The sequence below is a fragment of the Geodermatophilus sp. SYSU D01180 genome (assembly GCF_054050415.1).
This window is the reverse complement of record NZ_JBJGZH010000001.1, coordinates 503,459-527,327: the sequence shown is the minus strand read 5'-3', so window position 1 is coordinate 527,327 and position 23,869 is coordinate 503,459. Positions and strand designations below refer to the sequence as shown.

The window sequence follows — 23,869 nt, the reverse complement described above, 5'->3', positions numbered from 1 at the left end:
CTCTCAACCGTTTCCCCACCCCGGTGACCTGCGGGTCTCACGGTCCGCGTCCCGTCTGGCACGAGACGTCACTCCCGCCTCCGAGGCATGTCCGGCGGTGCCCGGGCTCACAGGTCCGTCACAGGAACCGCGGGCACGCTGGCCGGCCGGACCGGCTCTCGTGGGGAGGAACGACATGGACGGGACCCCGATCCCAGGACCGACGACGCCGTTCGACGGCCGGGCGCGGTACGCGGCCGCCGCGAACGGCACCGCGCGGCCGGGGGCGGCGCCGCAGGCGCCGCCGGTGCGCGCCACCGACGCCGACCGGCTCGCCATGGTGCACCGGCTGCAGGACGGCGTCGCCCGCGGGGCGCTCACGCCCGACGAGGGCGGGGACCGGATGGCGGCCGCCTGGGCCGCCGTCCACCTGCGCGACCTCGCGCCCCTGACCGCCGACCTCCCGCCGGTGGCAGCTCCACCGCGGGTGACGGCGCCGGGCTGGCGGCCGCTGGGACTCATGGCCTGGGAGCAGGTGCGGACCACCGTGGCCGGGGCGCGCGCCGGCCGTCCCGCGGCGGTGCGGATCGCGCTCGTGGGCCTGGTGACCCTGCTGGTGCTCGTGGCGCTCGGCTCGCTGGTGCTGCACGGGCTGGCCGAGGGCCTCGGCGGCGGCCCGGACGGGTTCGGCGGCGGGCCCGGGGGGTTCGACGGCTTCGGCGACGCGCCCGGCGGGTTCGACGGCTTCGGCGACGAGCCCGGCCGGGACTGACTCCCCCGGCCGGGCCCCCGCGCGCGGGGTCAGGCGCTGTCGCCGGTGGTGCCGTCGCCGGTGGTGCCGTCGTCGAGGCCGGGCGGGGTGCCGGGGAGGCCACCGGTGCCGCCCGGGAGGCCCTGCCCGCCGCCGGGCAGGGTGCCGGGGACGCCGCCCTGGACGCCGTCGGCGGTGCCGGGCTGGAGGACCGACGTCGTCGCGGTGCCGTCCCCCACGGCCGCCGAGCCGAGGGCGTAGCCGCCGGCGCCGCCGATGGCGAGCAGGGCCGTGGCGGCCGCACCGGCCGCGACCCGCTGCCGGACCCTCGCGGGCAGAGCGCGGCGCGGCGGCGCGGAGGCGGCCGGCGGCGACGCCGTGAGCGGCCCGGCCGCGGTCGTGGTGGACGGCGCGCCGGGGGCCGCACCCACCAGGGTGTGTTCGGGGTGCCAGGCCGGGACGGCCGGGGGCTCCCAGTGGGTGCCGTTCGGGGTCTGCTGGTCGTTCACGGTGCTCCTCGTGGTCCGGGGAGCACCCACGGTGGCGACCGTCGCTGGGACCCGGCGGCACGACCGCTGCGGGTTCGCTGAGGGGCGGTCCGGCGTCTGGCAGGCTGGGGAGCGTCGTTCCGGGGCGGTAGCTCAGCCGGTCAGAGCATGGGACTCATAATCCCTGGGTCGTGGGTTCGAGCCCCACCCGCCCCACGTACGGACCCGCAGCTCGGCGCGTCGTCGGCGTGCTCAGGCGACGGGGCGCTCGAAGGTCACCAACAGGCCCTCCACGCTGCCCGGCCCGATGCGGCCCTTCACGTCGACGGACGTGATCGCCTTGAGCTGCCAGCCCTCGCGGGCGTGCTCGTTGAGCACCCTCTCGAGCTTGTCGCCGGACATCTTGCCGCCGATCATGCCCTCGCGAAGCTCCTCGACCTTGTACTCGTAGCGTCCGGCCATCGCCTGCTCCCCTCGTCGGCGCCCGCGAGGTCAGTCTGTCGGGCCGGACGTCCGGGCGTCCACGACCGCGCCGCCGCCCGCGCGGACGGGGAACACCGAGGACGCACCCCGTGGACGCGACGGTGGCCGGCGAGTAGACCGGACCCCTCACCCGAGTGGAGGGAGCAGGACATGACCACCACCAGCGGCCAGGAGGCCGGGCAGGTCACCGGCACCCAGGACAAGGACTACAACCTCATCTGGTTCACCGAGCAGTGCCTGAGCAACGCGCTGCGGCTGGAGACCTACATCCAGGACGCCGACCGCGACGGCGACGGCGAGCTCGCCGAGCTCTTCCGCAAGGCGCAGGCGGACAGCCGCAAGGGCGCTGAACAGGGCAAGCAGCTGCTCCGGTCCCGGCTCGGCGGCTGAGCGAGGCGGGCGCAGGGGCGGGGACGTCGTGCCGGTCGCCGTCCGGGACGGCGACCGGCACGGGATCCCCCTCAGCCGTCGAGGACGATCCGGAACGTCCCGCGGGAGCGGAAGTCCAGCCCCGCGCCCTCGAACTCCTCGATGTGGATCTCCCCCGACGCGGAGGCGAACTCGCCGGTGCCGCCGGTCACGGCCCAGCTGCTCGGCTCCCGCAGCACCGGGGCCGTGATGCCGGTGCGGCTCACGCCCTGCACGGTGAGCGAGCCACGCGGCCCGACGTTGGTCGCGGTGCAGTGCAGCACCGTGCTGTCGGCGGCGAGGTCCACCTGGTGGAACACGCAGTGGCCCCAGTCGGTGGCGTCCCCGAGGCCGCCCGTGCTGGTGTTGGTGTAGACGAGCTCGTCACCGAGCGAGGGCACGCCGTTGGCGTCGTGGTCGAGGAAGGCCTCCTCCACCCGGTCGCCCTCGAAGGTCCCCTCGAGGACCTCCCCCTCCGGGGCGGCTGCCGCGCCCGCCGGCCACACGACCACCCCCGCGACGAGGGCGGCGGAACCGGCGAGGGCGAGGGCGGTGCGCTTCTTCGGGGTGTGCATGGCGTCCACCTCCGTGGTGAGCGGGGGATGGAGGGACACCGGCCGCGTCTGACCGGACACCTGGGTCAGCTCGCCCCGACGCTAGGACCGCACCGTGCCACGGAGAAGACACCAAGGTCCCCGCCGGGAACGGGTCCGCGGGCCTGCTCAGGTCGCCCCGGGCGGGCCGGCGAGCACCGTGGGGACGTACTCGAGCAGCTGGAGCCGGCCGTCGAACAGGCGGCTGTCGACCAGGTCGAGAGCGACATCGGGATAGCCGTCGAAGACGCGGTCGGTCCCGGTGGCGCCGGTGATGACCGGGAAGACGACGACCCGGTAGCGGTCCACCAGACCGGCGGCCAGCAGTGACCGGCACAGGCCGACGCTGCCGACGGTGCGCAGCGGTCGCGTGCCGCGCACCTTCATCTCCCGCACGGCGGCCACGGCGTCGCCGCCGACCAGCTCGGTGTTCGCCCACGACAGCGGCGCCCGGAGCGTGGAGGAGAACACCACCTTCGGCATGGCCGTCAGGCCCGCGAGACCGGGGTCGTCGGGGATCTCGGCGGCGAAGCCGGACATCAGCCGGTACGTCGTCGCCCCCATGAGGACGGTCTGCTCCAGGGCGCCGTCCCGCTCCAGCCAGCCGAGGTACTCGGGGCCCTCCATGCCCCAGTAGCCGGGCCAGCCCTCGGCGGCCCCGTAGCCGTCGAGCGAGACGATGAAGTCGACCATCAGGTCGGGCATCGGACCCTCCTCCCGTCGGCGGGACGGCTGCCCGCGTCCCTTCCCCAGGGCCGACCGCCCGCGGGAGGGGAACTCATCGGCGGGTGCATCCGGGACGCGGCCGGCGCACGAAGACGGTCCGTGAGCACGATGCCGGCGGACCCGTGGTGGGTCCTGCAGCCGTTGACCGACGCGGGCCTCGCGAGCGACCAGATCAGCGACCTCGTCTTCCGCCTCGCCTTCGACACCGTCGTCGCCCCCGGCCGGCTCACCCCGGCGCACCTGGGCTCCCTGGTCGACGGCCAGCCCGTGCACGTCCGGCGGGCGTGGCTGGAGGTGCTGGACCGGATGACGACGGAGTCGGTCGGCTGACGGGAGCGGCGTGGGGTACCTCACGGGCGTGGGACCGGCGGTAACCCGGCGGGAACACGACGCGCGTCGGGCGGAAACGAACGTCGGCGAGGGTCGGGCGCCGCTGACCGCGCAGCCGACCCGAGCGAGGACCCCGATGACCTTCCCGTCCCCCACCCGCTCCCCCCTCCGGCGGGCCGCCGCGGCGACGTCCGCCGTGGGCCTGGCCCTCGCCCTGGGCGCATGCGGCGGGTCCGACGACCCCGGCGGACCGGGGGGTTCCGGCGAGGACGGTCTCGGCGAGCTGTCCGTCCAGCTGTCCTGGATCAAGAACGCCGAGTTCCTCGGTGAGTACGTGGCCGACACCAACGGCTACTACGACGACGCCGGCTTCTCCTCGGTCAACCTCGTCGCCGGCCCCTCCACCGGCGTCGCCGAGCTGGTGCAGGGCTCGGTCGACGTCGCGCTCAGCGATGCCGTCTCGGTCGGCACCGCCGTCGCCAACGAGGACGCCCCGGTCCGGATCATCGGGACGACGTACCAGAAGAACCCGTTCACGATCCTGTCGCTGGCCGACGGCGGGGACATCGCGACGCCGCAGGACATGGTCGGCAAGCGGATCGGCGTCCAGGACTCCAACACCAGCCTCTTCCAGGCGCTGCTGGCCGCCAACGGCATCGACCCTAGGCAGGTCACCGTCGTCCCGGTGCAGTACGACCCCTCGGTCCTGGTCAACGGCGAGGTCGACGGCTTCGTCGCCTACCTGACCAACGAGTCGATCACCGTGGCGAGCCAGGGCCTGGCCGTCACCAACCTGCCCTTCGCCGACAACGGGCTGCCCTTCGTCGCCGAGACGTTCACCGCCACGGAGCAGGCGATCGCCGAGGACCGCGAGCGGCTCAAGGCGTTCCTCGTCGCCGAGATCCAGGGCTGGACCGACGTCCTGGCCGACCCCGAGGCCGCCGTCGACGTCTGCCTGGAGAGCTACGGCGCCGACCTCGGCCTGGTCCGCGAGAACGAGGTGCAGTCGGCGCACACCGCCAACGACGAGCTCATCACCACCGAGGACACCGAGGCCAACGGCCTGTTCACGATCACCGACGAGCTCCAGCAGGAGACCGTCGGGTCGCTGGCCGGGGCCGGCGTCGAGATCGAGGCCGACGAGCTGTTCGACCTGTCCCTCCTCGAGGAGGTCTACGAGGAGAACCCGGAGCTGAAGGACTACCAGCCCTGATGCGCCGGTGACCGGGACGACCACCACGCCCGGTGCCCGGGGCGCCGCCCTGGGCACCGGCGTGCAGATCACCGGCCTGTCGAAGACCTTCGCGATGGGCCGGCGCCGGGTCGAGGCCCTGTCCGCGGTGGACCTGCACACCGACCGCGGCAGCTTCCTGTCCCTGCTCGGGCCGTCGGGCTGCGGCAAGTCCACGATCCTGCGGGTGCTGGCCGGCCTGGAGCAGCCGACCGGCGGCTCGATCCGGGTCGACGGGCGGAGCCCGCAGGAGCTGCGCCGCGGGCACGAGCTCGGCATCGCCTTCCAGGACGCCGCGCTGCTGCCCTGGCGCAGCGTGCTGGCCAACATCCGGCTGCCGTTCGAGGTGGCCGGGGTGCGGGTCGACGACGCGTACGTGCGCGAGCTCGTCGCGCTCGTCGGACTCGAGGGCTTCGAGAAGGCGAGGCCCGCCCAGCTGTCCGGCGGCATGCGCCAGCGCGTGTCGATCGCGCGGGCGCTGGTCCTCAGGCCGTCGGTGCTGCTGCTCGACGAGCCGTTCGGCGCCCTGGACGACATGACCCGCCAGCGGCTCAACCTCGAGCTGCTGCGGATCTGGACCGAGAAGCCGGCGACCACGCTGATGGTCACCCACGGCATCACGGAGGCGGTGTTCCTCTCCGACCAGGTGGCGGTCATGAGCCCGCGGCCCGGCCGCGTGCGGGAAATCATCGACGTCGACCTCCCCCGCCCGCGGACGCCGGAGATGCAGCGGACGCCGGAGTTCCACGCCTACGTCGACCGGGCGTCGGAGCTGCTGTTCGGCGCCGGCGCGGGCACGGACGGGGACGGCGGGTGAGCGGCGTCCGGCTGCCGTCCTGGGCGGTCGGCGCGCTCGGGTCGGCGCTGGTCGTCGCGCTGTGGTGGCTGGCCGCCGTCACGGTGCTGTCCGACGTCGGCGCGGGCTCGGTCGACGCGGTCCCCACCCCGCCCGAGGTGGTGGCCCAGTGGGCCGCCGACGGCTGGTCGTTCTACGGCCGCAACCTCGGGGTGACACTGGAGGAGGGGGCGCAGGGCTTCCTGTGGGGCAACGGGCTGGCGCTGCTGCTGGCCGCCGTCGTCCTGGTGGTGCCGCGGACCGAGGGCGTCGTCACGCAGCTGGCCACCATCACCTACTGCGTGCCGATCGTCGCCATCGGCCCGCTGGTGCTGATCATCGCCGGCGCCCCGGACGTCGGCGAGGCGTCCGGGACGGCGGTGTTCCTCGCGGCGCTGAGCTGCTTCTTCACCACCGTCGTCGGCACGCTGCTGGGCCTGCGGGCCGCCGACCGGGCCGCGCTCGACGTGGTCGCGGTGTACGGCGGCGGGGCGCTCACCCAGCTGCGCAAGGTCCGGCTGGTCGCCGCGCTGCCGGGCGTCCTCACCGCGCTGCAGATCGCGGTGCCGGCCTGCTTCCTCGGGGCGGTCCTCGGCGAGTACTTCGGCAAGGTCGACGTGGGCATCGGGCCGGCGATGACCGCCGCGCAGCAGGGGCTGAACGCGGCGCGGGTGTGGGGCATCGCGCTGGCCTCCGGCGCGGTGGCGATCGTCGGCTTCGGCCTGCTCGGGCTCGTCGCCCGGTTCGTGACCCCGTGGTCGAGAGGACGGCGGGCCTGATGGCGCAGGAGCTCGACCCGCCGCGGCAGGCGACCGCACCGTCCGCCGCCGCGGCCCGCCGCCGGGAGGTCCGGCGGCAGGCCACCCGGGCGGTGCTGCGCGCGCTGGGGCGCTCGGTGCTCACCTTCCTGGGGACGCTGGTCGCCGTGGGGGTGCTGTGGGTCGGCGTGATCGAGCTGTTCGGCATCTCGTCCTACGTCGCCAAGGGCCCGCTGGACGTGTGGGCGTACCTGGTCACCGACGACGACGCCGGCGAGCACCGGGCGTTGCTGCTCGACCGGCTGGGCACGAGCCTGGGGCACGCCCTGGTCGGCTTCGTCGCCGGCCTGGTGGTGGCGCTGCTCGGCGCCACGGCGTTCCGGCTGTCGCGGGGCGTGGAGCACGCGCTCATGCCGATCGCGATGCTGCTGCGCTCGGTGCCGCTGGTCGCCATGGCGCCGCTGATCATCCTGGTGTTCGGCCGCGACGTCGCCACGGTCGCGGTGGTCGCCGGGATCGTCGTGCTGTTCCCGGCGCTGGTGACGATCGCGTTCGGGCTGCGGTCGGCGTCCCCGCAGGTGCTCGACGTCGTGCACGTCCACGGCGGCGGCCCGCTGACCGCGCTGCGGAAGGTGGCGCTGCCCGCGTCGCTGCCGGCGTTCTTCGCCGCCGTGCGCGTCTCCGTGCCCGGCGCGCTCACCGGGGCGCTGCTGGTGGAGTGGCTGGCCACCGGCGACGGCATCGGCTCGGCGATCCAGACCGCGTACGCCCAGGTGCAGTTCTCGCTGGTCTGGTCGGCGGTCGTCGTGGTGACCGCGGTGTCGCTGGTGCTCTACAACCTCGTGCAGATCGCGGAGACGATCGTGCTGGCCCGGATGGGGATGACACCGCGCGAGGGCACCTGAGACGGGAGCCGTACGTCCTCCCACCTCAACGTATAGCGCCCCCCGGGGCTTGCGGCAAGGCCCGGGGCGGGGCCCACACTCGCCCGCCGTGAGCCCCGTGAGCACCACCGTGTTCGCCCTCCCGGACGACCTCGCCGCCAAGGCGGACCCGGCGCTGGTCGCCGACGACGTCGCGCACCTCGCCGCCGTCGCGGCGAGCCTCGAGCGGACCGTCGCCGAGCTGACCGACCGCCTCGACGCCGAGCGCCGCTCCCCCGGCGGCCACGGTCAGGCGGCGCTGGACCGGGACCTGGAGGTGCACCGGCTCACCGCGCGGCTGCGCACCCTGCGCCGCTTCGGCCTGGACCTGTGCCTCGGGCGCATGGTGCCCGCGGACGGCGGCGAGCCGGTGTACGTCGGGCGGCTCGGCCTCACCGACGACGTCGGCCGCCGGCTGCTGGTCGACTGGCGCTCGCCGGCCGCCGAGCCGTTCTTCGGCGCCACCCACGCCGACCCGATGGGGCTGGCCAGCCGCCGGCGGTACCGCTGGACCCGCGGCCGGATCACCGACTACTGGGACGAGGTGTTCACCCGCGACGGCCTCCGGGGGCACGCCGCGCTCGACGACCAGTCGGCGTTCGTCGCCAGCCTCGGCAGCGACCGGTCGGACCGGATGCGGGACGTGCTCGGCACCATCCAGGCCGACCAGGACGTGATCGTCCGCGCGGGCTCCCGCGGCGCGCTGGTCGTCGACGGCGGCCCGGGGACGGGCAAGACCGTCGTCGCCCTGCACCGGACCGCGTACCTCCTCTACTCCGACCCGCGCCTCGGACACCACCGGGGCGGGGTGCTGTTCGTCGGCCCGCACGAGCCCTACCTGGCCTACGTCTCCGACGTCCTGCCCAGCCTGGGCGAGGAGGGCGTGCGGACCTGCACGCTGCGGGACCTGGTGCCCGAGGGCGCGACGGCCGGGGTCGAGGCCGACCCGCGCGTGGCCGGGCTCAAGGCGTCCGCGCGGATGGCCGAGGCGGTCGAGGCGGCGGTGCGCTTCCACGAGGAGCCACCCCGCCGGGGGACGACGGTCACGACCCCGTGGGCCGACGTGTGGCTGGGCCCCGACGACTGGGCCGAGGCGTTCGAGGCGCCCGACCCCGGCACCCCGCACAACGAGGCGCGCGGGCAGGCGTGGGAGGCGCTGCTCGACGTCGTGGTGGACGCGCACGATGGCGAGGACGCCGAGCCGGACGAGGTGCGGCGGGCGGTGCGGCGCGACGGCGACCTGCGCGCGGCGTTCGACCGCGCGTGGCCGCTGCTGGAGGCCGCCGACGTCGTCGGGGACCTGTGGTCGGTGCCGGCCTACCTGCGCCGGTGCGCGCCCTGGCTCGGCGCCGACGACGTCCGGGCGCTGCAGCGCGCGGACCCCAAGGCGTGGACGGTGTCGGACCTGCCGCTGCTCGACGCCGCGCGGCTGCGGATCGGCGACCCGGAGGTGGAGCGGCGGCGGCGCCGGCACGACGCCGTCGTCGCGGCCGAGCGCGAGCGGATGGCCGGCGTCATCGACGAGCTGATCGCGGCCGACGACTCCGAGCTGCTGCTGATGACCAGCCTGCGCCACCAGGACCTCCGCGACGCCCTGGTCGACCGGGCCGCGCTCCCCCAGGCCGACCCGGACGTGCTCGCCGGCCCCTTCGCGCACGTCGTCGTCGACGAGGCGCAGGAGCTGACCGACGCGGAGTGGCAGGTGCTGCTGCGCCGCTGCCCGTCCCGGAGCCTCACCGTCGTCGGGGACCGCGCGCAGGCCCGGCACGGCTTCCCGGAGTCGTGGGAGGAGCGACTGGGGCGGGTCGGCCTGACCGACGTGCGCCTGACCTCGCTGACGATCAACTACCGCACGCCCGAGGAGGTCATGGCCGAGGCCGCGCCGGTCATCCGGGCCGCGATCCCCGACGCCAACGTGCCGACGTCGATCCGCAGCACCGGCGTCCCCGTCACGCACGGGTCCACCGCGGACCTGCGGGCGGTCGTGGACGGCTGGCTGGCCGCGCACGCCGAGGGGACCGCCTGCGTCATCGGCGACCCGGCGTTCCCGGCGACGCCCCGCGTGCGGTCGCTGACGCCGGTGCTGGCGAAGGGGCTCGAGTTCGACCTGGTGGTCCTCGTCGACCCCGACCGGTTCGGCGAGGGCGTCGAGGGGGCGGTGGACCGGTACGTCGCGATGACCCGGGCGACGCAGCGGCTCGTCGTCCTCACCGGCCGCTGACGGCGGCGCGGGCCCCGGCGGCGGGGCCCGCGCCGGCGGTCAGCGGAGGGTGGCGGTGTCGATGACGAACCGGTAGCGCACGTCGGAGGCGAGCACCCGCTCGTAGGCCTCGTTGACCCGGTCGGCGGGGATGACCTCGACCTCGGCGCCGATCCCGTGCTCGCCGCAGAAGTCGAGCATCTCCTGGGTCTCGGCGATGCCGCCGATCATCGAGCCGGCGTAGGTGCGCCGGCCGCCGATCAGCGACATGGCGTGCAGGCTCAGCGGCTCGGCGGGCGCCCCGACGTTGACCAGCGCGCCGTCCACGGCCAGCAGCGACAGGTACGCGTCGACGTCGATCGGCGCGCTGACCGTGTTCACGACCAGGTCGAACCGGCCGGCCAGCTGCGTGAACGTCTCCGGGTCGCTGGTGGCGGCGTAGTGGGTGGCGCCGAGCCGGAGGCCGTCCTCCTGCTTCTTCAGCGACTGGGACAGCACCGTGACCTCGGCGCCCATCGCGGCGGCGAGCTTGACGGCCATGTGGCCCAGCCCGCCGAGGCCGACGACGGCGACCCGCCGGCCCGGCCCGGCGCCCCAGCGGCGCAGCGGCGAGTACGTGGTGATGCCGGCGCACAGCAGCGGCGCGGCCGACGCGGGGTCGATGCCGTCGGGCACCCGAAGGACGAAGCCGGCGTCCACGACGACGTGGGTGGAGTAGCCGCCCTGGGTGGTGGTGCCGTCGCGGTCGGTGCCGGCGTAGGTGGCGACCATGCCGGCCAGGCAGTACTGCTCGTCGCCGTTGCGGCAGTTGGCGCACTCGCCGCAGCTGTTCACCATGCAGCCGACGCCGACGAGGTCGCCGACCCGGTGCCGGGGGACGTCGGCGCCGACCGCGGCGACGACGCCGACGATCTCGTGGCCGGGGACGACGGGGAACGGCTGGGGACCCCAGTCGCCGTTGACGGTGTGGATGTCGGAGTGGCAGATGCCGGCGTACCGGATCTCGATGAGGACGTCGCCCGGGCCGACGTCGCGGCGGTCGATCGTGGTGGGGACCAGCGGCCGGCCGGCGGCCGGGGCGGCGTAGGCGGTGACGCGCATGAGGGTGGTGCTCTCCGTTCTCAGGGGGTCGGTCAGTCGACGGTGGGGGCGGCGGCGATCGAGCCGCGGGTGGCCTGCACGGTGTCCTCCTCCCTCAGGGCCGCAGCAGCGCCTTGATCGCGCGGCGCTCGTCCATGGCGCGGTAGCCCTCGGCGGCCTGCTCCAGCGGGAGCTCGAGGTCGAAGACCCTGCCGGGGTCGATGGCCCGGGTGCAGATCAGGTCGATCAGCTCGGGCAGGAAGCGGCGCACCGGGGCGGGGCCGCCGTGCAGGTGGACGCCGGAGAAGAACAGCTCCTCGCCGGGCAGCGAGACGTCGTGCGAGACGCCGACGTACCCGACGTGGCCGCCGGCGCGGGTGGCCCGGACGGCCTGCATCATCGACTCCTGGGTGCCCACGGCCTCGATGACCGAGTGCGCGCCCAGCCCGCCGGTGAGCTCCCTGAGCTCGGCGACGCCCTCGTCACCGCGGGTGGTGAGGACGTCGGTGGCGCCGAACTCCCGGGCCAGCCGCTGCCGGTCCTCGTGCCGGCTGAAGACGACGACCCGCTCGGCCCCGAGCTGCCGGGCGGCCAGGACGCCGAGCAGGCCGACCGCGCCGTCGCCGACGACGGCCACCGTCTTCCCCGGACCGGCCTCCGCCGCGACGGCGGCGAACCAGCCGGTGCCCAGCACGTCGGAGGCGGCGAGCAGGCCGGGCACCAGGTCGTCCTCGGGCGCGCCGGGGATGGCGACGAGCGTGCCGTCGGCCAGCGGGATCCGGGCGTACTGCGCCTGCGCACCGGTCGGGGCGCCGGGCTGCCGGTCCACGCAGTGCGTCTGGTAGCCGGCCCGGCAGATCTCGCAGGTGTTGTCGGAGGCGAAGAACGAGCCGACGACGAACTGGCCGGGCCGCACGGTGCGGACCTCGCTGCCGACCTCCTCGACGACGCCGACGTACTCGTGCCCCATCGGCGACGGGCCGTCCACCGCCTCGACGCCGCGGTAGGGCCACAGGTCCGAGCCGCACACGCAGGCGGCGGTGAGCCGGATGACGGCGTCGGTGGGCTGCTCGATCCTCGGGTCCGGGCGGTCCTCGACGCGGACGTCGCCGGGGGCGTGGAGGACGACTCCTCGCATGGCGGTGCTCCTCTGCAGGTGGGGTGTCGACTCCACGGAACGCCTCCGCGGGCGGGCGCGGGGGGTCGGCCTTGTGGGGGGACTGGCACGACCCCTCTGGCCCGGCGGGCCGCCGTACCGTCGGACGGGTGGACAACCGCGCCGACATCCGCGACTTCCTGGTCAGCCGGCGGGCCCGGATCAGCCCGGAGCGGGCCGGGCTGCTGCCGGGCGGCGGGCGGCGGCGGGTGCCCGGCCTGCGCCGGGAGGAGGTCGCCGTCCTCGCCGGGGTGAGCACCGACTGGTACACGCGGCTGGAGAAGGGCCACATCGCCGGGGTGTCGGAGGACGTGCTGGAGGCCGTCGCCCGCGCGCTGCAGCTGACCGAGGCCGAGCGGGCCCACCTGTTCAACCTGGCCCGCGCCGCCGCCCGGCCGGCCCGCGCGCCGCAGCGCCGCGCCCGGGCCGCCATCCCCCCGCGGGTGCAGTGGATGCTGGACTCGGTGACGGGTTCGGCCGCCCTCGTCGCCGACGGCCGCCTGGACGTCCTGGCGACCAACGCCCTGGGCTGGGCGCTGCACTCGCCGCTGTTCGACGGCCCGCGGCGGCCCGCGAACTTCGCCCGGTTCCAGTTCCTCGACCCGCGGGCGCGCGCCTACTACACCGACTGGGAGCTCGCCGCCAACACCACCGTCGCGCTGCTGCGCGGGGAGGCCGGCCGCCGCCCGCACGACGCGCAGCTGCGCGAGCTCGTCGGGGAGCTGTCCACGGTCAGCGAGGAGTTCCGGGTCCGCTGGGCGGCGCACGACGTCCGCATCCACCACAACGGCACCAAGCAGTTCCGCCACCCCGTCGTCGGTACGCTCGAGCTGGGCTACCACACGTTCGAGCTGCCGGCCGAGGACTCCGCGGACCTGCGCATGACCATCTACACCGCCGAGCCCGGCACGCGGTCGGAGGACGCCCTCAAGCTGCTCGCCAGCTGGGCCGCGACCGCGGGTCAGGAGCAGCCCGGCCCGGCGGCCGACCGCGTCTGAGCCGCGGGCGTCGTCCGGTCGGCGGGCCGGACTGCCGATGCGGTTGCCGTGGACAACGAGCAGCGCACCGTCCTGGTCACCGGGTGCTCCTCCGGGCTCGGCCTGGAGATCGCCGTCGAGCTGGCCCGCCGCGGCCGGCACGTCGTCGCCTCGATGCGCGACCCCGGCCGGCGGGCCGCGCTCGACGCCCGCACCCGCGAGGCGGGGCTGGAGCCGCTCGACGTCGTCCAGCTGGACGTGACCGACGCGGAGTCCTCCCGGCGGGCGGTGGAGGAGACCCTCGCGCTCACCGGGGGCCGGCTCGACGCGCTGGTGAACAACGCCGGCACCGCCAGCGGCGGCGCGTTCGAGGACACCGACGAGGACGAGTGGCGCCGGGTCCTCGACACCAACCTGCTCGGCGCCCTGCGGCTCACCCAGCTGGTGCTGCCGGTGATGCGGCGGCAGCGGGCCGGGCGGCTGGTGCTGGTCTCCAGCGACTCCGCCCGCTACGGCAACCCCGGCCTGTCGCTGTACTGCGCCTCCAAGTGGGCGCTCGAGGGCTGGGCCGAGTCGCTGGCCTACGAGGTCGAGCCGTTCGGCGTCCGGGTGGTGCTGGTCGAGCCGGGCAACTACGACACCGCGATCTGGGCGACGACGCCCCGCGTCACCCCGCCCGGCAGCCCCTACACCGGCCTGCTGAAGACCGTGGAGCGGTTCGTCGAGGAGGAGCACCTCCCCCGCTCGCGCGACCCCCGCGAGGTGGCGCGCGCCGTCGCCCGGGCCCTGGACTCCGACCGCCCGCGGTTCCGGGTGACCGTGGGGCCCGACGCGAAGCTGGCCGCGTTGCTGGACAAGGTGCCGTACCGGGTGGCGGCCGCCGCCGTCCGGCGCGTCACCGGCCTGCACCGCTGGAAGCCCTGACGGCGGTCAGCGCGGCGCCGCGGCGGCCTCGGCGGCGACGTCCACGAGGGCGCCGAGCACGCGGCGCACCACCAGCCGCTCGGCGGTGTCCGGCCGCAGCAGCGCGTCGACCTGCCGCCCGGCCAGCACCCCCGCCAGCGGCAGCAGCCGCACGCCGGGGTGGCCACCGCGGGTGAACCGCGGCAGCAGCGAGATCCCGTGGCCGGCGGCCACCAGCGCCTCGACGACGGAGAAGTCGTTGATCCGGTGGGTGATCCGCGGCGCGGTGCCCGACCCCGCGGCGACGGCGGCCAGCACGGTGGCGACCGGGAAGCCCTCGCGGACGGCGATCCAGTCCTCGTCCACCAGGTCCCCGGGCCGCACCTGCGACCGGCCGGCCAGCGGGTGGTCCCGGGGCACGGCGACGTCGAGCGGCTCGCGCAGCAGCGGGACGACGCGCAGCCCCGTCGCCGGCCACTGCGCGCCGTCGGGCCGGTGCGCGACGACGACGTCGACCCGGTCGGTGAGGGCGGGGAACTCGTCGAGCGCGACGTCCTCGTCCGAGCACTCGACGGTGATCCCGCCGAGCTCGCGCACCCGGGTCAGCAGCGGCGGCAGCAGCAGCTGGGCGCCGCTCTGGAACGCCGACACCCGCACGGTGCCCTCGGGGCGCTCGAGGAAGGCGGCGCACGCGGCCCGCGCCCGCTCGACGGCGACCGCGACGTCGACCGCCGCCTCGGCCAGCGCCTCCCCCGCCGCGGTCAGCCGCAGCCCGCGCCCGACCCGCTCGGTGAGCGGCACCCCGGCCTCCCGCGAGAGGGCGGCCAGCTGCTGCGACACCGCCGACGGCGTCAGGTGCAGGACGGCGGCCGCGGCGGTGACACCGCCCTGCGTGCGCACCGCGCGGAGGGTCTCCAGCGCGCGGACGTCCATGCAGCGAAGCTACATCGTTCTGTCAGGATTTCTCGCTGGTGCTGCACAGTTGCGGGGCGCACGCTCGACGTCGTGCCGACCCGCGACCGCCTGCTCGCCCTCCTCGTGGCCGTCGTCTGGGGACTGAACTTCCCGGCGATCCACCTGTCCCTCGAGCAGTTCCCGCCGTTCTTCCTCGTGGCGCTGCGGTTCGCGCTGGTCGCCGTCCCGACCGTGCTGTTCGTGCCGCGTCCCGGCGTCCCGTGGCGGTGGGTGCTCGGGTACGGCGCCGGATTCGGCGTCCTGCAGTTCGTCTTCCTCTACGTCGCGATGGACACCGGCATGCCGACGGGTCTCGCCTCGCTGGTGCTGCAGTCCTCGGCGCCGTTCACGGTCGTGCTGGCCGGGCTGCTGCTCCGCGAGCGGCTGACGGGGCGGCAGGCGGCCGGGGTGGGACTCGCCGTCGTCGGCCTGGCCGGCATCGCCGTCCACCGGGCCGGTCTGGACGGCGGCGCCACGCTGCTGCCGGTGCTGCTGACGCTGTGTGGCGGCCTCGGCTGGGCGCTGGGCAACCTGTGCAACCGGCAGGCGCGCCCGGCCCGGCCGTTCCGGCTGATGCTCTGGATGACCGTCGTGCCGCCGCTGCCGATGCTCGCGCTGTCGCTGGCCACCGAGGGCCCCGCCCGCATCGGCACGTCGCTGACGACGCTCGGGACGGCGACGGGGCTGCTCGCGCTGGCCGGCCTGCTGTTCACCGTCGTGGTCGCCACGCTGCTCGGCTCCGGCATCTGGACGGCGCTGATGAGCCGGCACCCCTCGGGCACCGTGGCGCCGTTCTCGATGCTGGTGCCCGTCGTCGGGATGGGCTCGGCGTGGCTGTTCTTCGGTGAGCGGTCGCCGCTGGTGGAGCTGGCCTGCGGCGCGCTCGTGGTGGCCGGCGTGCTGTACGGCAGCCGCCTCCCCCGGGTTCCGCCCGACGCCGCTCCTCCACGGGCGACGGCTCCGCCCCCGGGCGCCGTCGCCGCCGATCACGAGCCGGCCGGGCGCCCGTGACCGGACGAGGGCCCAGGACGGGTCGGTCCGGCCCCCCCGAAGCCGGGGGTTCGTGCGACACACGGGTGAAGGGCACCGGCATGCGTGGACGAACGGAACACCCCGGGTCAGGATTGGCGGGCTGTGACAGCTCAGGGGGACGCGTACATGGACAGGAAGCGACGCGGGGTCCGATCCGCCCGGTTGATCCCGGGGCTCGGCGCCACCGCGTGCGCGCTCGGGATGGCAGCCACGCTGGCGGCGGTCTCCGGGCCGCCGGTCGCGGGCGCGGTCGGGGCGGATCCGACGTCGGCCGAGGCCGGGCGCGGCGGCTCGGGTGACGACGGCCTGCCCGAGGGCGGCCCGCTCGTGATGCCGAGCATCGGCGTCACCGCGCCCGGGTTCGAGGACGGCTGGGCCCCCGCGGCCGCCACCCGGCCCGCGCCGGACGACGACGCCGACTCCTCCCCCGGATCCCTCCCCCGCGGCTCGCTCCCGCGCGGGTCGTCCACCGACGACCGGTCCCTGCCGACGGAGGTCCCGGCCGACCCCGCGCCGGTCGACCCCGCTCCCCTCGACCTCGCGCCCGCCGCCCCGGCTCCTGCCGCCCCGGCGCCCGACGTCCCCGCCCCGGCTGCCGCGGCTCCCGTGGCTCCCGCGGTCGAGGCGCCCGCGACCCCGGCTCCTCCGGCCGAGCAGCCCCCGGCCGCGCAGACGCCCGCCGAGGAGACGCCCGCGCCGGCGGACCCCGCCCCGCCGGCATCGGGACCTGCCGAAGGGCCTGCCGAGGAGCTGCCCGCGGACCAGCCCCCGGCCGAGCCGACCCCCGTCGAGCAGCCGCCCGCCGAGGAACCGCCGGCCGAGGAGCCGTCGTGCGGGGACGCCGACGCCGGGACCACGACCGACCCGGCTCCCGACGCTGCGGCCGCCCCGGCCACGGAGACGACGACGGACCCGGCGGCCGACCCGGCCACCACGACGCCCGGGTGCCCCGCGGGACCGACCTGTCCCGAGGCGCCCGCCGACCCCGCGGCCACGGACTCTCCCGAGGCCCCGGCGCCGGAGGAGTGCACCGCGGTGGAGTCCCCGGCGACCGAGCCCGTCCCCTGAGCGGACCGCGCTCCCGTCAGTCCAGGTCCCGGACGTACCAGACCTCGCGCAGCCGCCGGCCGGCCCACTCCCGCTCGAGCACCTCACCCGTCGGCCGCCACCCGGCCCGCTCGTAGAAGGCGCGCGGGCCGGCGTTGCGCTCCTCGGTGCGCAGCCGGGCCCGGTCCCACCCGGCCGTCCGGAGCAGGTCCAGGACGGCCGCCAGCAGCGCCTGCCCGGTGCCCCTGCCCTGCTCGGCGGGGTCCACGTAGAGCAGCGCCACCACACCGGTCGCGACGTCGGCCCGCCCGAACCCGACGACGGCGCCGTCCCGCTCGGCCACGAGGAACCCGTCCGCGGGGACCCGCTCCCGCCACAGCGGCACGTCCGGCTCGGCCAGGACGTCGCCGAGGAACGCCGACCACGCCGACCGCCCGGCCCGGGCGTGCACCCCCGCGACGGCGACGGCGTCCGCGGGACCCGCCGTCCGGATCACCACCTCGGCCACGGCGGCAGTCTGACCCCGCCGGGCGGCGCGCTGGGGCACGACCGAGGATGGGGCGTGCCCATCGACGCCACCACCAGCTACACCGCCGCCCCCGACCGCGTGTTCGCCGAGCTCACCGACGAGGTCTTCCTGCGCGAGGTCGCCCAGGCCCTGGACGCCGAGGTGCACGAGGTCTCGAGCCAGGCGAACGGGACGGGCAACACCACCCGGGTGCGGCTGTCGGCGCCGACGACGGGCATCCCGCCGGTCTTCGCCCGCTTCGTGGGCACGACGGTCCCGGTCACCGAGACCACGACCTGGCAGCCCGACGGCGACGGCGGCTACCGCGGCGCCCTCGACCTGCGCGCCGAGGTCATGGGCCGCGAGGCCCGGGTCACCTGCGAGCGCCGGCTGACCCCCGCGTCCGGCGGCGGCACCCGCGCCACGGTCACCGGCGACGCCAAGGTCGACGCCCCCTTCATCGGCCGCCAGGCCGAGGGCGCGGTCCGCGACCTGGTCACCCAGGTCGTGCTGCGGCGCGAGCACGAGGTGCTGCAGCGCCGCCTCGGGGAGGGCTGAGCTCAGGGCGCGGCCGAGCCCCAGCGCGCCACGTCGCCGCCGGCGTCGTCGACGAGCACGTACTCCGCGGCACCGGGCGGGTCGTCCGCGCGGTGGCGGGCGACGACGTCGACGGCCTCGGCCTCGGCGGCGGTCGCGTCGGCGGCGTCCCACTCCTGCAGGACGGCGCCGTCGCCGGTGGTCAGGCGGAACTGCGGCATGGCCGGACGGTAGCCGCGGGCACCGCCGGCCGCCCGCTCACGCGAGCCCGGCCAGGGCGCGGGCCAGCACGTCCCGGGTGTCCGCGGGGTCGACGACGTCGTCCACCTCGAACGCCGACGCCACGTTGAGCGCCTTCCCCTGCGCGTAGGACGCGGCGACCAGCTCGGCGAACCGGGCGTCGCGCTCCGCGGGCGGCAGCGCCTCCAGCTCCCGCCGGTACCCGAGCCGCACCGCGCCCTCCAGGCTCATCGGCCCGAACTCGCCGGTCGGCCAGGCCAGCGTGAGCAGCGGGACCTGCAGGTCGCCGCCGAGCATCGCCATCGCGCCGAGCCCGTACGCCTTGCGCAGCACCACCGCCAGCAGCGGGACGCCGAGCTGCGCCCCGGCCACGTACAGCCCGCCGAAGCGGCGCACGGTGCCGGTGCGCTCGGACTCCGGGCCGACCATGAACCCGGGGGTGTCCACCAGCGAGACCACCGGCAGCCCGGCCGAGGAGCACAGCCGCAGGAACGCCGCGGCCTTGTCCGCCGACCCGCCGTCGATCGCCCCGCCGAGGTGCCGCGGGTCGTTGGCCACGAACCCCACCGGACGCCCGTCCAGGCGGGCCAGCGCGGTGACGATCCCCCGCCCGGACGCCGGCCGCAGCTCCAGCACGCTGCCGGGGTCGGCGAGCGTGGCGACCACCGGCCGCACGTCGTAGCTGCGCACCCGGTTGGCCGGCAGCGCCGTCCGCAGCGGCCGCTGGTCGGCGGCCTCCCCCGGCACCACCCGCCCGGTCAGCAGCCCGACCGCCTGCCGGGCGGCGGCCACGGCCGCGGCGTCGTCGGGCACCACGACGTCGACGACGCCGTTGGCCGCCTGCACCGCCGTCGGCCCGACGTCCTCCGGCGCGACGACGCCCAGCCCGCCGGCCTCGATCATCGCCGGGCCGCCCATCCCGATGCTGCTGTCCTCGGTGGCGATGACGACGTCGCAGCAGCCGACCAGCGCGGCGTTGCCGGCGAAGCAGTACCCGGAGACGACGGCGACCGTGGGCACCTTCCCCGCCAGCCGCGCCATCGTGGTGAAGGTCGGGACGTCGAGCCGGGAGAAGCCGCCGCCGTCGGTGTCGCCGGGCCGCCCGCCGCCGCCCTCGGCCACCAGCACCACCGGCAGCCCGCGCTCGGTGGCGACCTCGAGCAGCCGGTCCGTCTTGCGGTGGTTGGTGCGGCCCTGGGTACCGGCCAGCACGGTGTAGTCGTAGACGAGGACGGCGCACGGCACGCCGCCGACCTCGCCGATGCCGGTGACCATGCCGTCGGCCGGCGTCCGCGCGACCAGCTCGGCCAGCGTCCGCCGCGCCCGCTGGGCGGCGATGCCGAGCTGGCCGTACTCGACGAAGGTGCCCTCGTCGACCAGCGCGGCCACCGTCTCCCGCGCGGTCATCCGCCCCGCCTCGTGGCGGCGGGCGACCGCCTCCGGCCGGGCCTCGTCGAGGGTGGCGGCGCGGCGCTCCAGCAGCTCGGCCAGCTCCGGGCGGACGGCGTCCGGGTCCTCCCCGCCGGGTCCACCCTCGGCGTCGCCGGCCTCGCCGGGCACGATCCCGCCGAGCACCGTCCCCGCCGTGACGACGTCGCCGACCCGCACGGCCAGCCCGGTGACCACACCGGCGGCGGGGGCGGCCACGACGTGCTCCATCTTCATCGCCTCGAGCACCAGCAGCGTCGCTCCGGCGGCGACGGCGTCGCCCTCGGCGGCGGCCACCTCGACCACCGCCCCCGACAGCGGCGCGGTCACCGGCAGCACGCCGTCGACGGCCGCCGCGACCTCGGCCGGGCGCCCGGGCACCGGCTCGGGCACCAGGTCGGCCAGGCGCGCGTCGACGAGGTCGGTGGTCGCGCGGCCGTCGGCCACCTCGGGGAGGTCCAGCAGCGCCGCGAGCAGGTCCGCGTTCACGGGCACCCCGGCGACGTCGAGCTCGGTCAGCGCGCGGCGGCAGCCGGCCAGCGCCCGCGGCAGGTCCCGGTCGGCCACGACCACCTTGGCCAGCAGCGAGTCGTAGCGCGGGCCGACCTCGTCGCCGGCCACCACGCCGGTGTCCACCCGCACGCCGCGCCCGGTCGGGGGGACGAACCGCTCCAGCCGCCCGGCGCCGGGGTGCACGGTCCCGTCGGGCAGCAGCGTCTCGGCGTTGACCCGCGCCTGGACGGCGGCCCCGCGGGACGGCGGCGGCGTGGCCAGGCCCAGGTCGGCGAGCGTCGCACCCTCCGCCAGCCGGATGCCGACCTCGACCAGGTCCAGCCCGGTGACCTCCTCGGTCACCGTGTGCTCGACCTGCAGCCGCGGGTTGACCTCGAGGAAGGCCACCTCCTCCGCGCGCACCAGGAACTCGACGGTGGCCAGCCCGCGGTAGGCCAGCGACCCGCACAGCGTGGTGGCGTACCGGGCCAGCCGGGCGCGCAGGCCGTCGTCGAGGCCGGGCGCGGGGGCGACCTCGACCAGCTTCTGCCGCCGCCGCTGCAGCGAGCAGTCGCGGTCGCCGAGGGCCACCACGGCCGCGCCGTCGCCGGCCACCTGCACCTCGACGTGCCGGGCGCCGGTCAGCAGCCGCTCGACGTACACCGCGCCGTCGCCGAACGCCGCCCGCGCCTCCGAGCGCGCCCGCTCCAGCGCGGCGGGCAGGTCGGCCGGGTCGCGCACCGGGCGCATCCCGCGGCCGCCGCCCCCGGCCACCGCCTTGACCATGACCGCGCCGGCGTCGCCGAGACCCGCGAGGAAGGCGGTCGCGGCGGCCAGGTCGGTGTCGCCGTCGGTGGCGGCCAGCACCGGCAGGCCCAGCTCGCCGGCCCGGGCGCGGGCGGCGGTCTTGTCCCCGAGCAGCGCGAGGGCGGCGGCGTCCGGGCCGACGAACGCGATCCCGGCGTCCGCGCAGGCGCGGGCCAGGTCGGGGCTCTCGGCGAGGAAGCCCCAGCCGGGGTGCAGCCCGTCGGCGCCGGCGCGGACGGCGGCCCGGACGACGGCGCCGACGTCCAGGTACGCCGCCGGCCCGGTCCCGGGCAGGCGGACGACCTCGTCGGCGCGGCGGGCGTGCAGGCTCCCGGCGTCGTCCTCCGGCGCGACGGCGACGGTGGACAGGCCCAGGGCGGCGGCGCTGCGGAACACCCGGACGGCGACCTCGCCGCGGTTGGCCACCAGCAGGCGGGTGATGCTCATCGGCGCCGGAGTCTAGGTGGCGCCGGTCACGCCGCGACGCCCTCCCGGGGAGCGCACCGCGCCGTCGGCGGGCAGGCTGCGGTCATGACGACGCCGTCGCAGCCCGACCAGCCGCAGCCGCGGGACATCGCCCTCGAGATGGAGGACGCGGAGACCGAGGCCTCCCTCGAGGCGCAGAGCGAGCCGGAGCCGCAGGACGGGACCGACTGAGGGCGGGACGCCGGCTCCTCCGCGGGCGTACCGTCCGCCCATGTCCGCCGACACGGGTGCAGGGCGGCTGGTCGCCGGCCGCTACGCGGTCACCGGGATGCTCGGCCGCGGCGGGATGGGCGTGGTCTGGAGCGCGACCGACCAGGTGCTGCGCCGGCCGGTGGCGCTCAAGGAGGTCACCTTCCCGGCCCACCTCAGCGACGACGAGCGCGGGGCGCTGCGCGACCGCACGCTGCGCGAGGCCAGGGCGGCGGCGCGGCTCGTGCACCCGTGCGTGACCACGCTCTACGACGTCGTCGAGGAGGACGGCCGGCCCTGGCTGGTCATGGAGCTCGTCGACTCCCGCAGCCTGCAGGAGATCGTCGAGCGGCAGGGCCCGCTGCCCTGGCCGACGGTGGCCCGCGTCGGCCTGGACGTGCTCGCCGCGCTGGAGGCCGCGCACGCCGCCGGGATCGTCCACCGCGACGTCAAGCCGGCCAACGTGCTCGTCGGCCGCGACTGCTCGGCGCACCTCACCGACTTCGGCATCGCGGTCGCCACGGGCGGGCCGTCGATCACCACGTCCGGGGCGATCATCGGCTCACCGTCCTACATGGCGCCGGAGCGGGCGCGGGGCGAGGAGCCCGGACCCGCCGTCGACCTGTGGTCGCTGGGCGCCACGCTCTACACCGCCGTCGAGGGCCGGCGGGCCTTCGACCGGCCCGAGTCGATGGCCACCCTGCTGGCCGTCGTCTCCGAGGACCCCGCGCCGGCCGAGCGGGCCGGCCCGCTGGCGCCGGTGCTCGAGGGGCTGCTCACCAAGGACCCCGCGCGGCGCTGGGACGTCGCGCGCACGCGCGCCGCCCTGCAGGCCCTGTCCGAGCGGACCGGGCCCACGCCGGTGTGGACCCCCGTCGCCGCGGGCCCGCGCGACGCCGGCCCGCACCCCGCCCCCGGGGACCGGGTCGAGCGCTTCGACCTCGACGACCTGCGCGGGCTGGCCTCGGTGCTCGGCACCGTCGCCCGCGACGCCCGGGACCAGGCGCGCCACCTCGCCGACCGGCACCGCGAGCGGCGCGCCGAGCGGCACGCCCGGGCCGCCGCTCCCCCGCCGGCACCGCCCCCGCCCCCGCCGCGGCCGGCCCGGCGGCGGTTCCGGCGCCGCTGGGTGGTCGTCCCGGTGCTGATCGCGCTGCTCGCCGTGCTGGCCGCGATCGGCGGGGTGCTGGCGCTACTGGCCGCCGCGTTCGGCGTGTGGTGACCGGTCCAGCCGCGTGACGTCCAGCCGCTGCGCCGCGACGTAGTACAGCGTCGCGCCCTCCGGCACCGGGGTGTCCCAGGCCGGGCTGACCCGCAGGTCGTCGGCGGTCCGCACCGCCAGCACGGTGGCGCCGTGGTCGCGGCCGAGGGCGGTCTGCCACTCGCCGAACGCCCGCGGCGGCGCGCCGGCCGGCACGCGCAGCGAGTAGGTGTTGCCGTGCCCGCCCGCCGTCATGAGCTCGTTGTAGATCTCGGTGAGCCCCGGGTCGGCGGCCTCCTCCGACAGCAGGAAGGGCATGTGCCACTGCACGACCTGCACGCCGGGGTTGACGTAGCGGAGGGTGTCGCGCCGGCCCAGGTCGCGGACCGCGGCGACCATGTGCACCCGCGGGTTGGCGTGGTCGACGGCGACCGCGATGGCCAGGGTCTCGTTGTCGTCGCGGCCGTCGATGACGACCGTGCGGGCGCGGGCCACGCCGGCGCGGACCATGACGTCGGCGTGGGTGAGGTCGCCGCGGACGAAGGAGACCGCCGTCTCCTCGGGCATGGGGTTGACCGCGACGTCGTCGTGGGCGCACAGCGCGATGCGGGTGCCCGGCTCGACGGTCAGCTCCGCGACGATCCGCTCGGTCCGTCCCGGGGTGTAGCCCAGCACGACGACGTGGTCCCGGAGGTCCAGGCCGACCACTCCTCTCAGTCGCCTGCCCCGCGCGGTCTGCAGGGCGGTGGCCAGCTCGGTGAACAGCAGGGTCAGCGTGACGATCCCGCCGACGATCACGTAGGCGCCCACGACCCGCCCGGCGACCGACGCCGGGTAGAGGTCGCCGTAGCCGACGGTGGCGGCGGTGACGACGAAGTACCACCAGTAGGTGCCCGGCGCGGCGATGCCGCTCCCGGCCGGCTCGAGCAGCGCCATCGCCGCCCAGCTGGTGAGGAACACCAGCCCGATGACCGCCAGCGGCAGCCGCCAGCCCGAGAGCCGGGCGCGGAGGGAGCGCAGCAGCCGCTGCAGGACGAACACCAACGGGCTGGCTCCCTCGACGGCCGGGCGGACACCGCAACCTACCGTCGGCCGGCGCCGGCAGGCGTCCCCCGCGAGCGGGACGG

At 76.5% G+C, this 23,869-nt stretch carries 26 protein-coding genes and 1 tRNA gene; 16 read left to right on the top strand and 11 right to left on the bottom strand.

Going from position 1 to position 23,869, the window contains the following annotated elements:
* The first annotated feature begins 175 nt into the window (after positions 1-175).
* On the top strand, positions 176-751 hold the full coding sequence (locus ACI8AA_RS02350; protein ID WP_457042909.1) for a DUF1707 SHOCT-like domain-containing protein: 576 nt from the start codon (positions 176-178) through the stop codon (positions 749-751).
* A 29-nt stretch (positions 752-780) separates the two neighbouring features.
* Here the strand turns inward: ACI8AA_RS02350 and ACI8AA_RS02345 are convergent, their stop codons facing one another.
* Positions 781-1,239, bottom strand: a complete 459-nt coding sequence (locus ACI8AA_RS02345) for a hypothetical protein (RefSeq protein WP_457042908.1) — start codon at positions 1,237-1,239, stop codon at positions 781-783.
* Positions 1,240-1,360: 121 nt separating this feature from the next.
* Between ACI8AA_RS02345 and ACI8AA_RS02340 the strand changes: the two genes are divergently transcribed.
* Positions 1,361-1,434 (top strand) — tRNA-Ile (locus ACI8AA_RS02340).
* A gap of 36 nt (positions 1,435-1,470) precedes the next feature.
* Here the strand turns inward: ACI8AA_RS02340 and ACI8AA_RS02335 are convergent.
* The gene (locus tag ACI8AA_RS02335) at positions 1,471-1,680 is read right to left on the bottom strand and encodes a DUF4177 domain-containing protein (RefSeq protein WP_457042907.1); all 210 of its coding nucleotides are present in this window, start codon (positions 1,678-1,680) and stop codon (positions 1,471-1,473) included.
* Between the two features lie 171 nt (positions 1,681-1,851).
* Here ACI8AA_RS02335 and ACI8AA_RS02330 point away from each other — a divergent pair, with 171 nt between their 5' ends.
* The gene (locus tag ACI8AA_RS02330; protein WP_456902659.1) at positions 1,852-2,091 is read left to right on the top strand and encodes a hypothetical protein; all 240 of its coding nucleotides are present in this window, start codon (positions 1,852-1,854) and stop codon (positions 2,089-2,091) included.
* 71 nt (positions 2,092-2,162) lie between these two features.
* On the opposite strand, the gene ACI8AA_RS02325 is transcribed toward ACI8AA_RS02330, so the two are convergent.
* Both ACI8AA_RS02325 and ACI8AA_RS02320 read right to left on the bottom strand, forming a co-directional pair.
* Positions 2,163-2,684 (bottom strand): hypothetical protein, encoded by a 522-nt coding sequence (locus ACI8AA_RS02325; protein ID WP_457042906.1) that lies wholly within the window; start codon positions 2,682-2,684, stop codon positions 2,163-2,165.
* Positions 2,685-2,831: 147 nt separating this feature from the next.
* Positions 2,832-3,407: a dihydrofolate reductase family protein gene (locus ACI8AA_RS02320; RefSeq protein WP_457042905.1), complete on the bottom strand. Its 576-nt coding sequence runs from the start codon at positions 3,405-3,407 to the stop codon at positions 2,832-2,834.
* Positions 3,408-3,527: 120 nt separating this feature from the next.
* Between ACI8AA_RS02320 and ACI8AA_RS02315 the strand changes: the two genes are divergently transcribed.
* The 6 genes from ACI8AA_RS02315 to helR all read left to right on the top strand — a co-directional run bounded on the left by ACI8AA_RS02315 (position 3,528) and on the right by helR (position 9,726).
* A complete protein-coding gene (locus tag ACI8AA_RS02315; protein WP_457042904.1) occupies positions 3,528-3,758 on the top strand; it encodes a hypothetical protein in 231 nt (76 codons plus the stop codon).
* A 136-nt stretch (positions 3,759-3,894) separates the two neighbouring features.
* The gene (locus tag ACI8AA_RS02310) at positions 3,895-4,971 is read left to right on the top strand and encodes an ABC transporter substrate-binding protein (RefSeq protein WP_457042903.1); all 1,077 of its coding nucleotides are present in this window, start codon (positions 3,895-3,897) and stop codon (positions 4,969-4,971) included.
* A 7-nt stretch (positions 4,972-4,978) separates the two neighbouring features.
* The gene (locus ACI8AA_RS02305; protein WP_457042902.1) at positions 4,979-5,806 is read left to right on the top strand and encodes an ABC transporter ATP-binding protein; all 828 of its coding nucleotides are present in this window, start codon (positions 4,979-4,981) and stop codon (positions 5,804-5,806) included.
* Positions 5,803-6,603: an ABC transporter permease gene (locus tag ACI8AA_RS02300; protein ID WP_457042901.1), complete on the top strand. Its 801-nt coding sequence runs from the start codon at positions 5,803-5,805 to the stop codon at positions 6,601-6,603. Before ACI8AA_RS02305 ends, ACI8AA_RS02300 begins: the two co-directional genes overlap by 4 nt.
* Positions 6,603-7,487 (top strand): ABC transporter permease, encoded by an 885-nt coding sequence (locus tag ACI8AA_RS02295; RefSeq protein WP_457042900.1) that lies wholly within the window; start codon positions 6,603-6,605, stop codon positions 7,485-7,487. The genes ACI8AA_RS02300 and ACI8AA_RS02295 overlap by 1 nt, the downstream gene beginning before the upstream one ends.
* Before the next feature lie 88 nt (positions 7,488-7,575).
* The gene (gene helR, locus ACI8AA_RS02290; RefSeq protein ID WP_457042899.1) at positions 7,576-9,726 is read left to right on the top strand and encodes an RNA polymerase recycling motor ATPase HelR; all 2,151 of its coding nucleotides are present in this window, start codon (positions 7,576-7,578) and stop codon (positions 9,724-9,726) included.
* Positions 9,727-9,765: 39 nt separating this feature from the next.
* Here helR and ACI8AA_RS02285 read toward each other — a convergent pair whose 3' ends face one another.
* Complete coding sequence (locus ACI8AA_RS02285; protein WP_457042898.1) at positions 9,766-10,806, bottom strand: NAD(P)-dependent alcohol dehydrogenase; 1,041 nt, start codon at positions 10,804-10,806, stop codon at positions 9,766-9,768.
* 94 nt (positions 10,807-10,900) lie between these two features.
* On the bottom strand, positions 10,901-11,923 hold the full coding sequence (locus tag ACI8AA_RS02280) for a zinc-dependent alcohol dehydrogenase family protein (RefSeq protein WP_457042897.1): 1,023 nt from the start codon (positions 11,921-11,923) through the stop codon (positions 10,901-10,903).
* A gap of 128 nt (positions 11,924-12,051) precedes the next feature.
* Between ACI8AA_RS02280 and ACI8AA_RS02275 the strand changes: the two genes are divergently transcribed.
* Both ACI8AA_RS02275 and ACI8AA_RS02270 read left to right on the top strand, forming a co-directional pair.
* Entirely contained in the window at positions 12,052-12,939 is an 888-nt protein-coding gene (locus tag ACI8AA_RS02275; protein WP_457042896.1) for a helix-turn-helix transcriptional regulator, read from the top strand.
* Positions 12,940-12,987: 48 nt separating this feature from the next.
* Positions 12,988-13,842, top strand: coding sequence for an SDR family oxidoreductase (locus tag ACI8AA_RS02270; protein WP_457042895.1), 855 nt, complete (start codon positions 12,988-12,990; stop codon positions 13,840-13,842).
* Between the two features lie 6 nt (positions 13,843-13,848).
* On the opposite strand, the gene ACI8AA_RS02265 is transcribed toward ACI8AA_RS02270, so the two are convergent.
* Positions 13,849-14,754, bottom strand: a complete 906-nt coding sequence (locus ACI8AA_RS02265; protein ID WP_457042894.1) for a LysR family transcriptional regulator — start codon at positions 14,752-14,754, stop codon at positions 13,849-13,851.
* Between the two features lie 72 nt (positions 14,755-14,826).
* Here ACI8AA_RS02265 and ACI8AA_RS02260 point away from each other — a divergent pair, with 72 nt between their 5' ends.
* Together ACI8AA_RS02260 and ACI8AA_RS02255 are read left to right on the top strand one after the other, a co-directional pair.
* Positions 14,827-15,786: an EamA family transporter gene (locus ACI8AA_RS02260; protein WP_457042893.1), complete on the top strand. Its 960-nt coding sequence runs from the start codon at positions 14,827-14,829 to the stop codon at positions 15,784-15,786.
* A 222-nt stretch (positions 15,787-16,008) separates the two neighbouring features.
* Positions 16,009-16,875 carry a hypothetical protein gene (locus tag ACI8AA_RS02255; RefSeq protein ID WP_457042892.1) on the top strand — a complete coding sequence of 289 codons (867 nt, stop codon included), beginning with the start codon at positions 16,009-16,011 and terminating at the stop codon, positions 16,873-16,875.
* Between the two features lie 16 nt (positions 16,876-16,891).
* Here ACI8AA_RS02255 and ACI8AA_RS02250 read toward each other — a convergent pair whose 3' ends face one another.
* Complete coding sequence (locus tag ACI8AA_RS02250; RefSeq protein WP_457042891.1) at positions 16,892-17,362, bottom strand: N-acetyltransferase family protein; 471 nt, start codon at positions 17,360-17,362, stop codon at positions 16,892-16,894.
* Positions 17,363-17,416: 54 nt separating this feature from the next.
* Here ACI8AA_RS02250 and ACI8AA_RS02245 point away from each other — a divergent pair, with 54 nt between their 5' ends.
* Complete coding sequence (locus ACI8AA_RS02245) at positions 17,417-17,920, top strand: DUF2505 domain-containing protein (protein ID WP_457042890.1); 504 nt, start codon at positions 17,417-17,419, stop codon at positions 17,918-17,920.
* 2 nt (positions 17,921-17,922) lie between these two features.
* Here ACI8AA_RS02245 and ACI8AA_RS02240 read toward each other — a convergent pair whose 3' ends face one another.
* Entirely contained in the window at positions 17,923-18,120 is a 198-nt protein-coding gene (locus ACI8AA_RS02240) for a hypothetical protein (RefSeq protein WP_457042889.1), read from the bottom strand.
* A 37-nt stretch (positions 18,121-18,157) separates the two neighbouring features.
* On the bottom strand, positions 18,158-21,313 hold the full coding sequence (locus tag ACI8AA_RS02235) for a carboxyl transferase domain-containing protein (protein ID WP_457042888.1): 3,156 nt from the start codon (positions 21,311-21,313) through the stop codon (positions 18,158-18,160).
* Between the two features lie 84 nt (positions 21,314-21,397).
* On the opposite strand from ACI8AA_RS02235, the gene ACI8AA_RS02230 reads away from it, so the two are divergent.
* The gene (locus tag ACI8AA_RS02230; protein WP_457042887.1) at positions 21,398-21,523 is read left to right on the top strand and encodes a hypothetical protein; all 126 of its coding nucleotides are present in this window, start codon (positions 21,398-21,400) and stop codon (positions 21,521-21,523) included.
* A 40-nt stretch (positions 21,524-21,563) separates the two neighbouring features.
* Positions 21,564-22,763 (top strand): serine/threonine-protein kinase, encoded by a 1,200-nt coding sequence (locus tag ACI8AA_RS02225; RefSeq protein ID WP_457042886.1) that lies wholly within the window; start codon positions 21,564-21,566, stop codon positions 22,761-22,763.
* Here the strand turns inward: ACI8AA_RS02225 and ACI8AA_RS02220 are convergent.
* Complete coding sequence (locus tag ACI8AA_RS02220) at positions 22,734-23,783, bottom strand: NAD-binding protein (RefSeq protein ID WP_457042885.1); 1,050 nt, start codon at positions 23,781-23,783, stop codon at positions 22,734-22,736. The two genes, ACI8AA_RS02225 and ACI8AA_RS02220, sit on opposite strands and share 30 nt — an antisense overlap.
* Between the last annotated feature and the right edge of the window lie 86 nt (positions 23,784-23,869).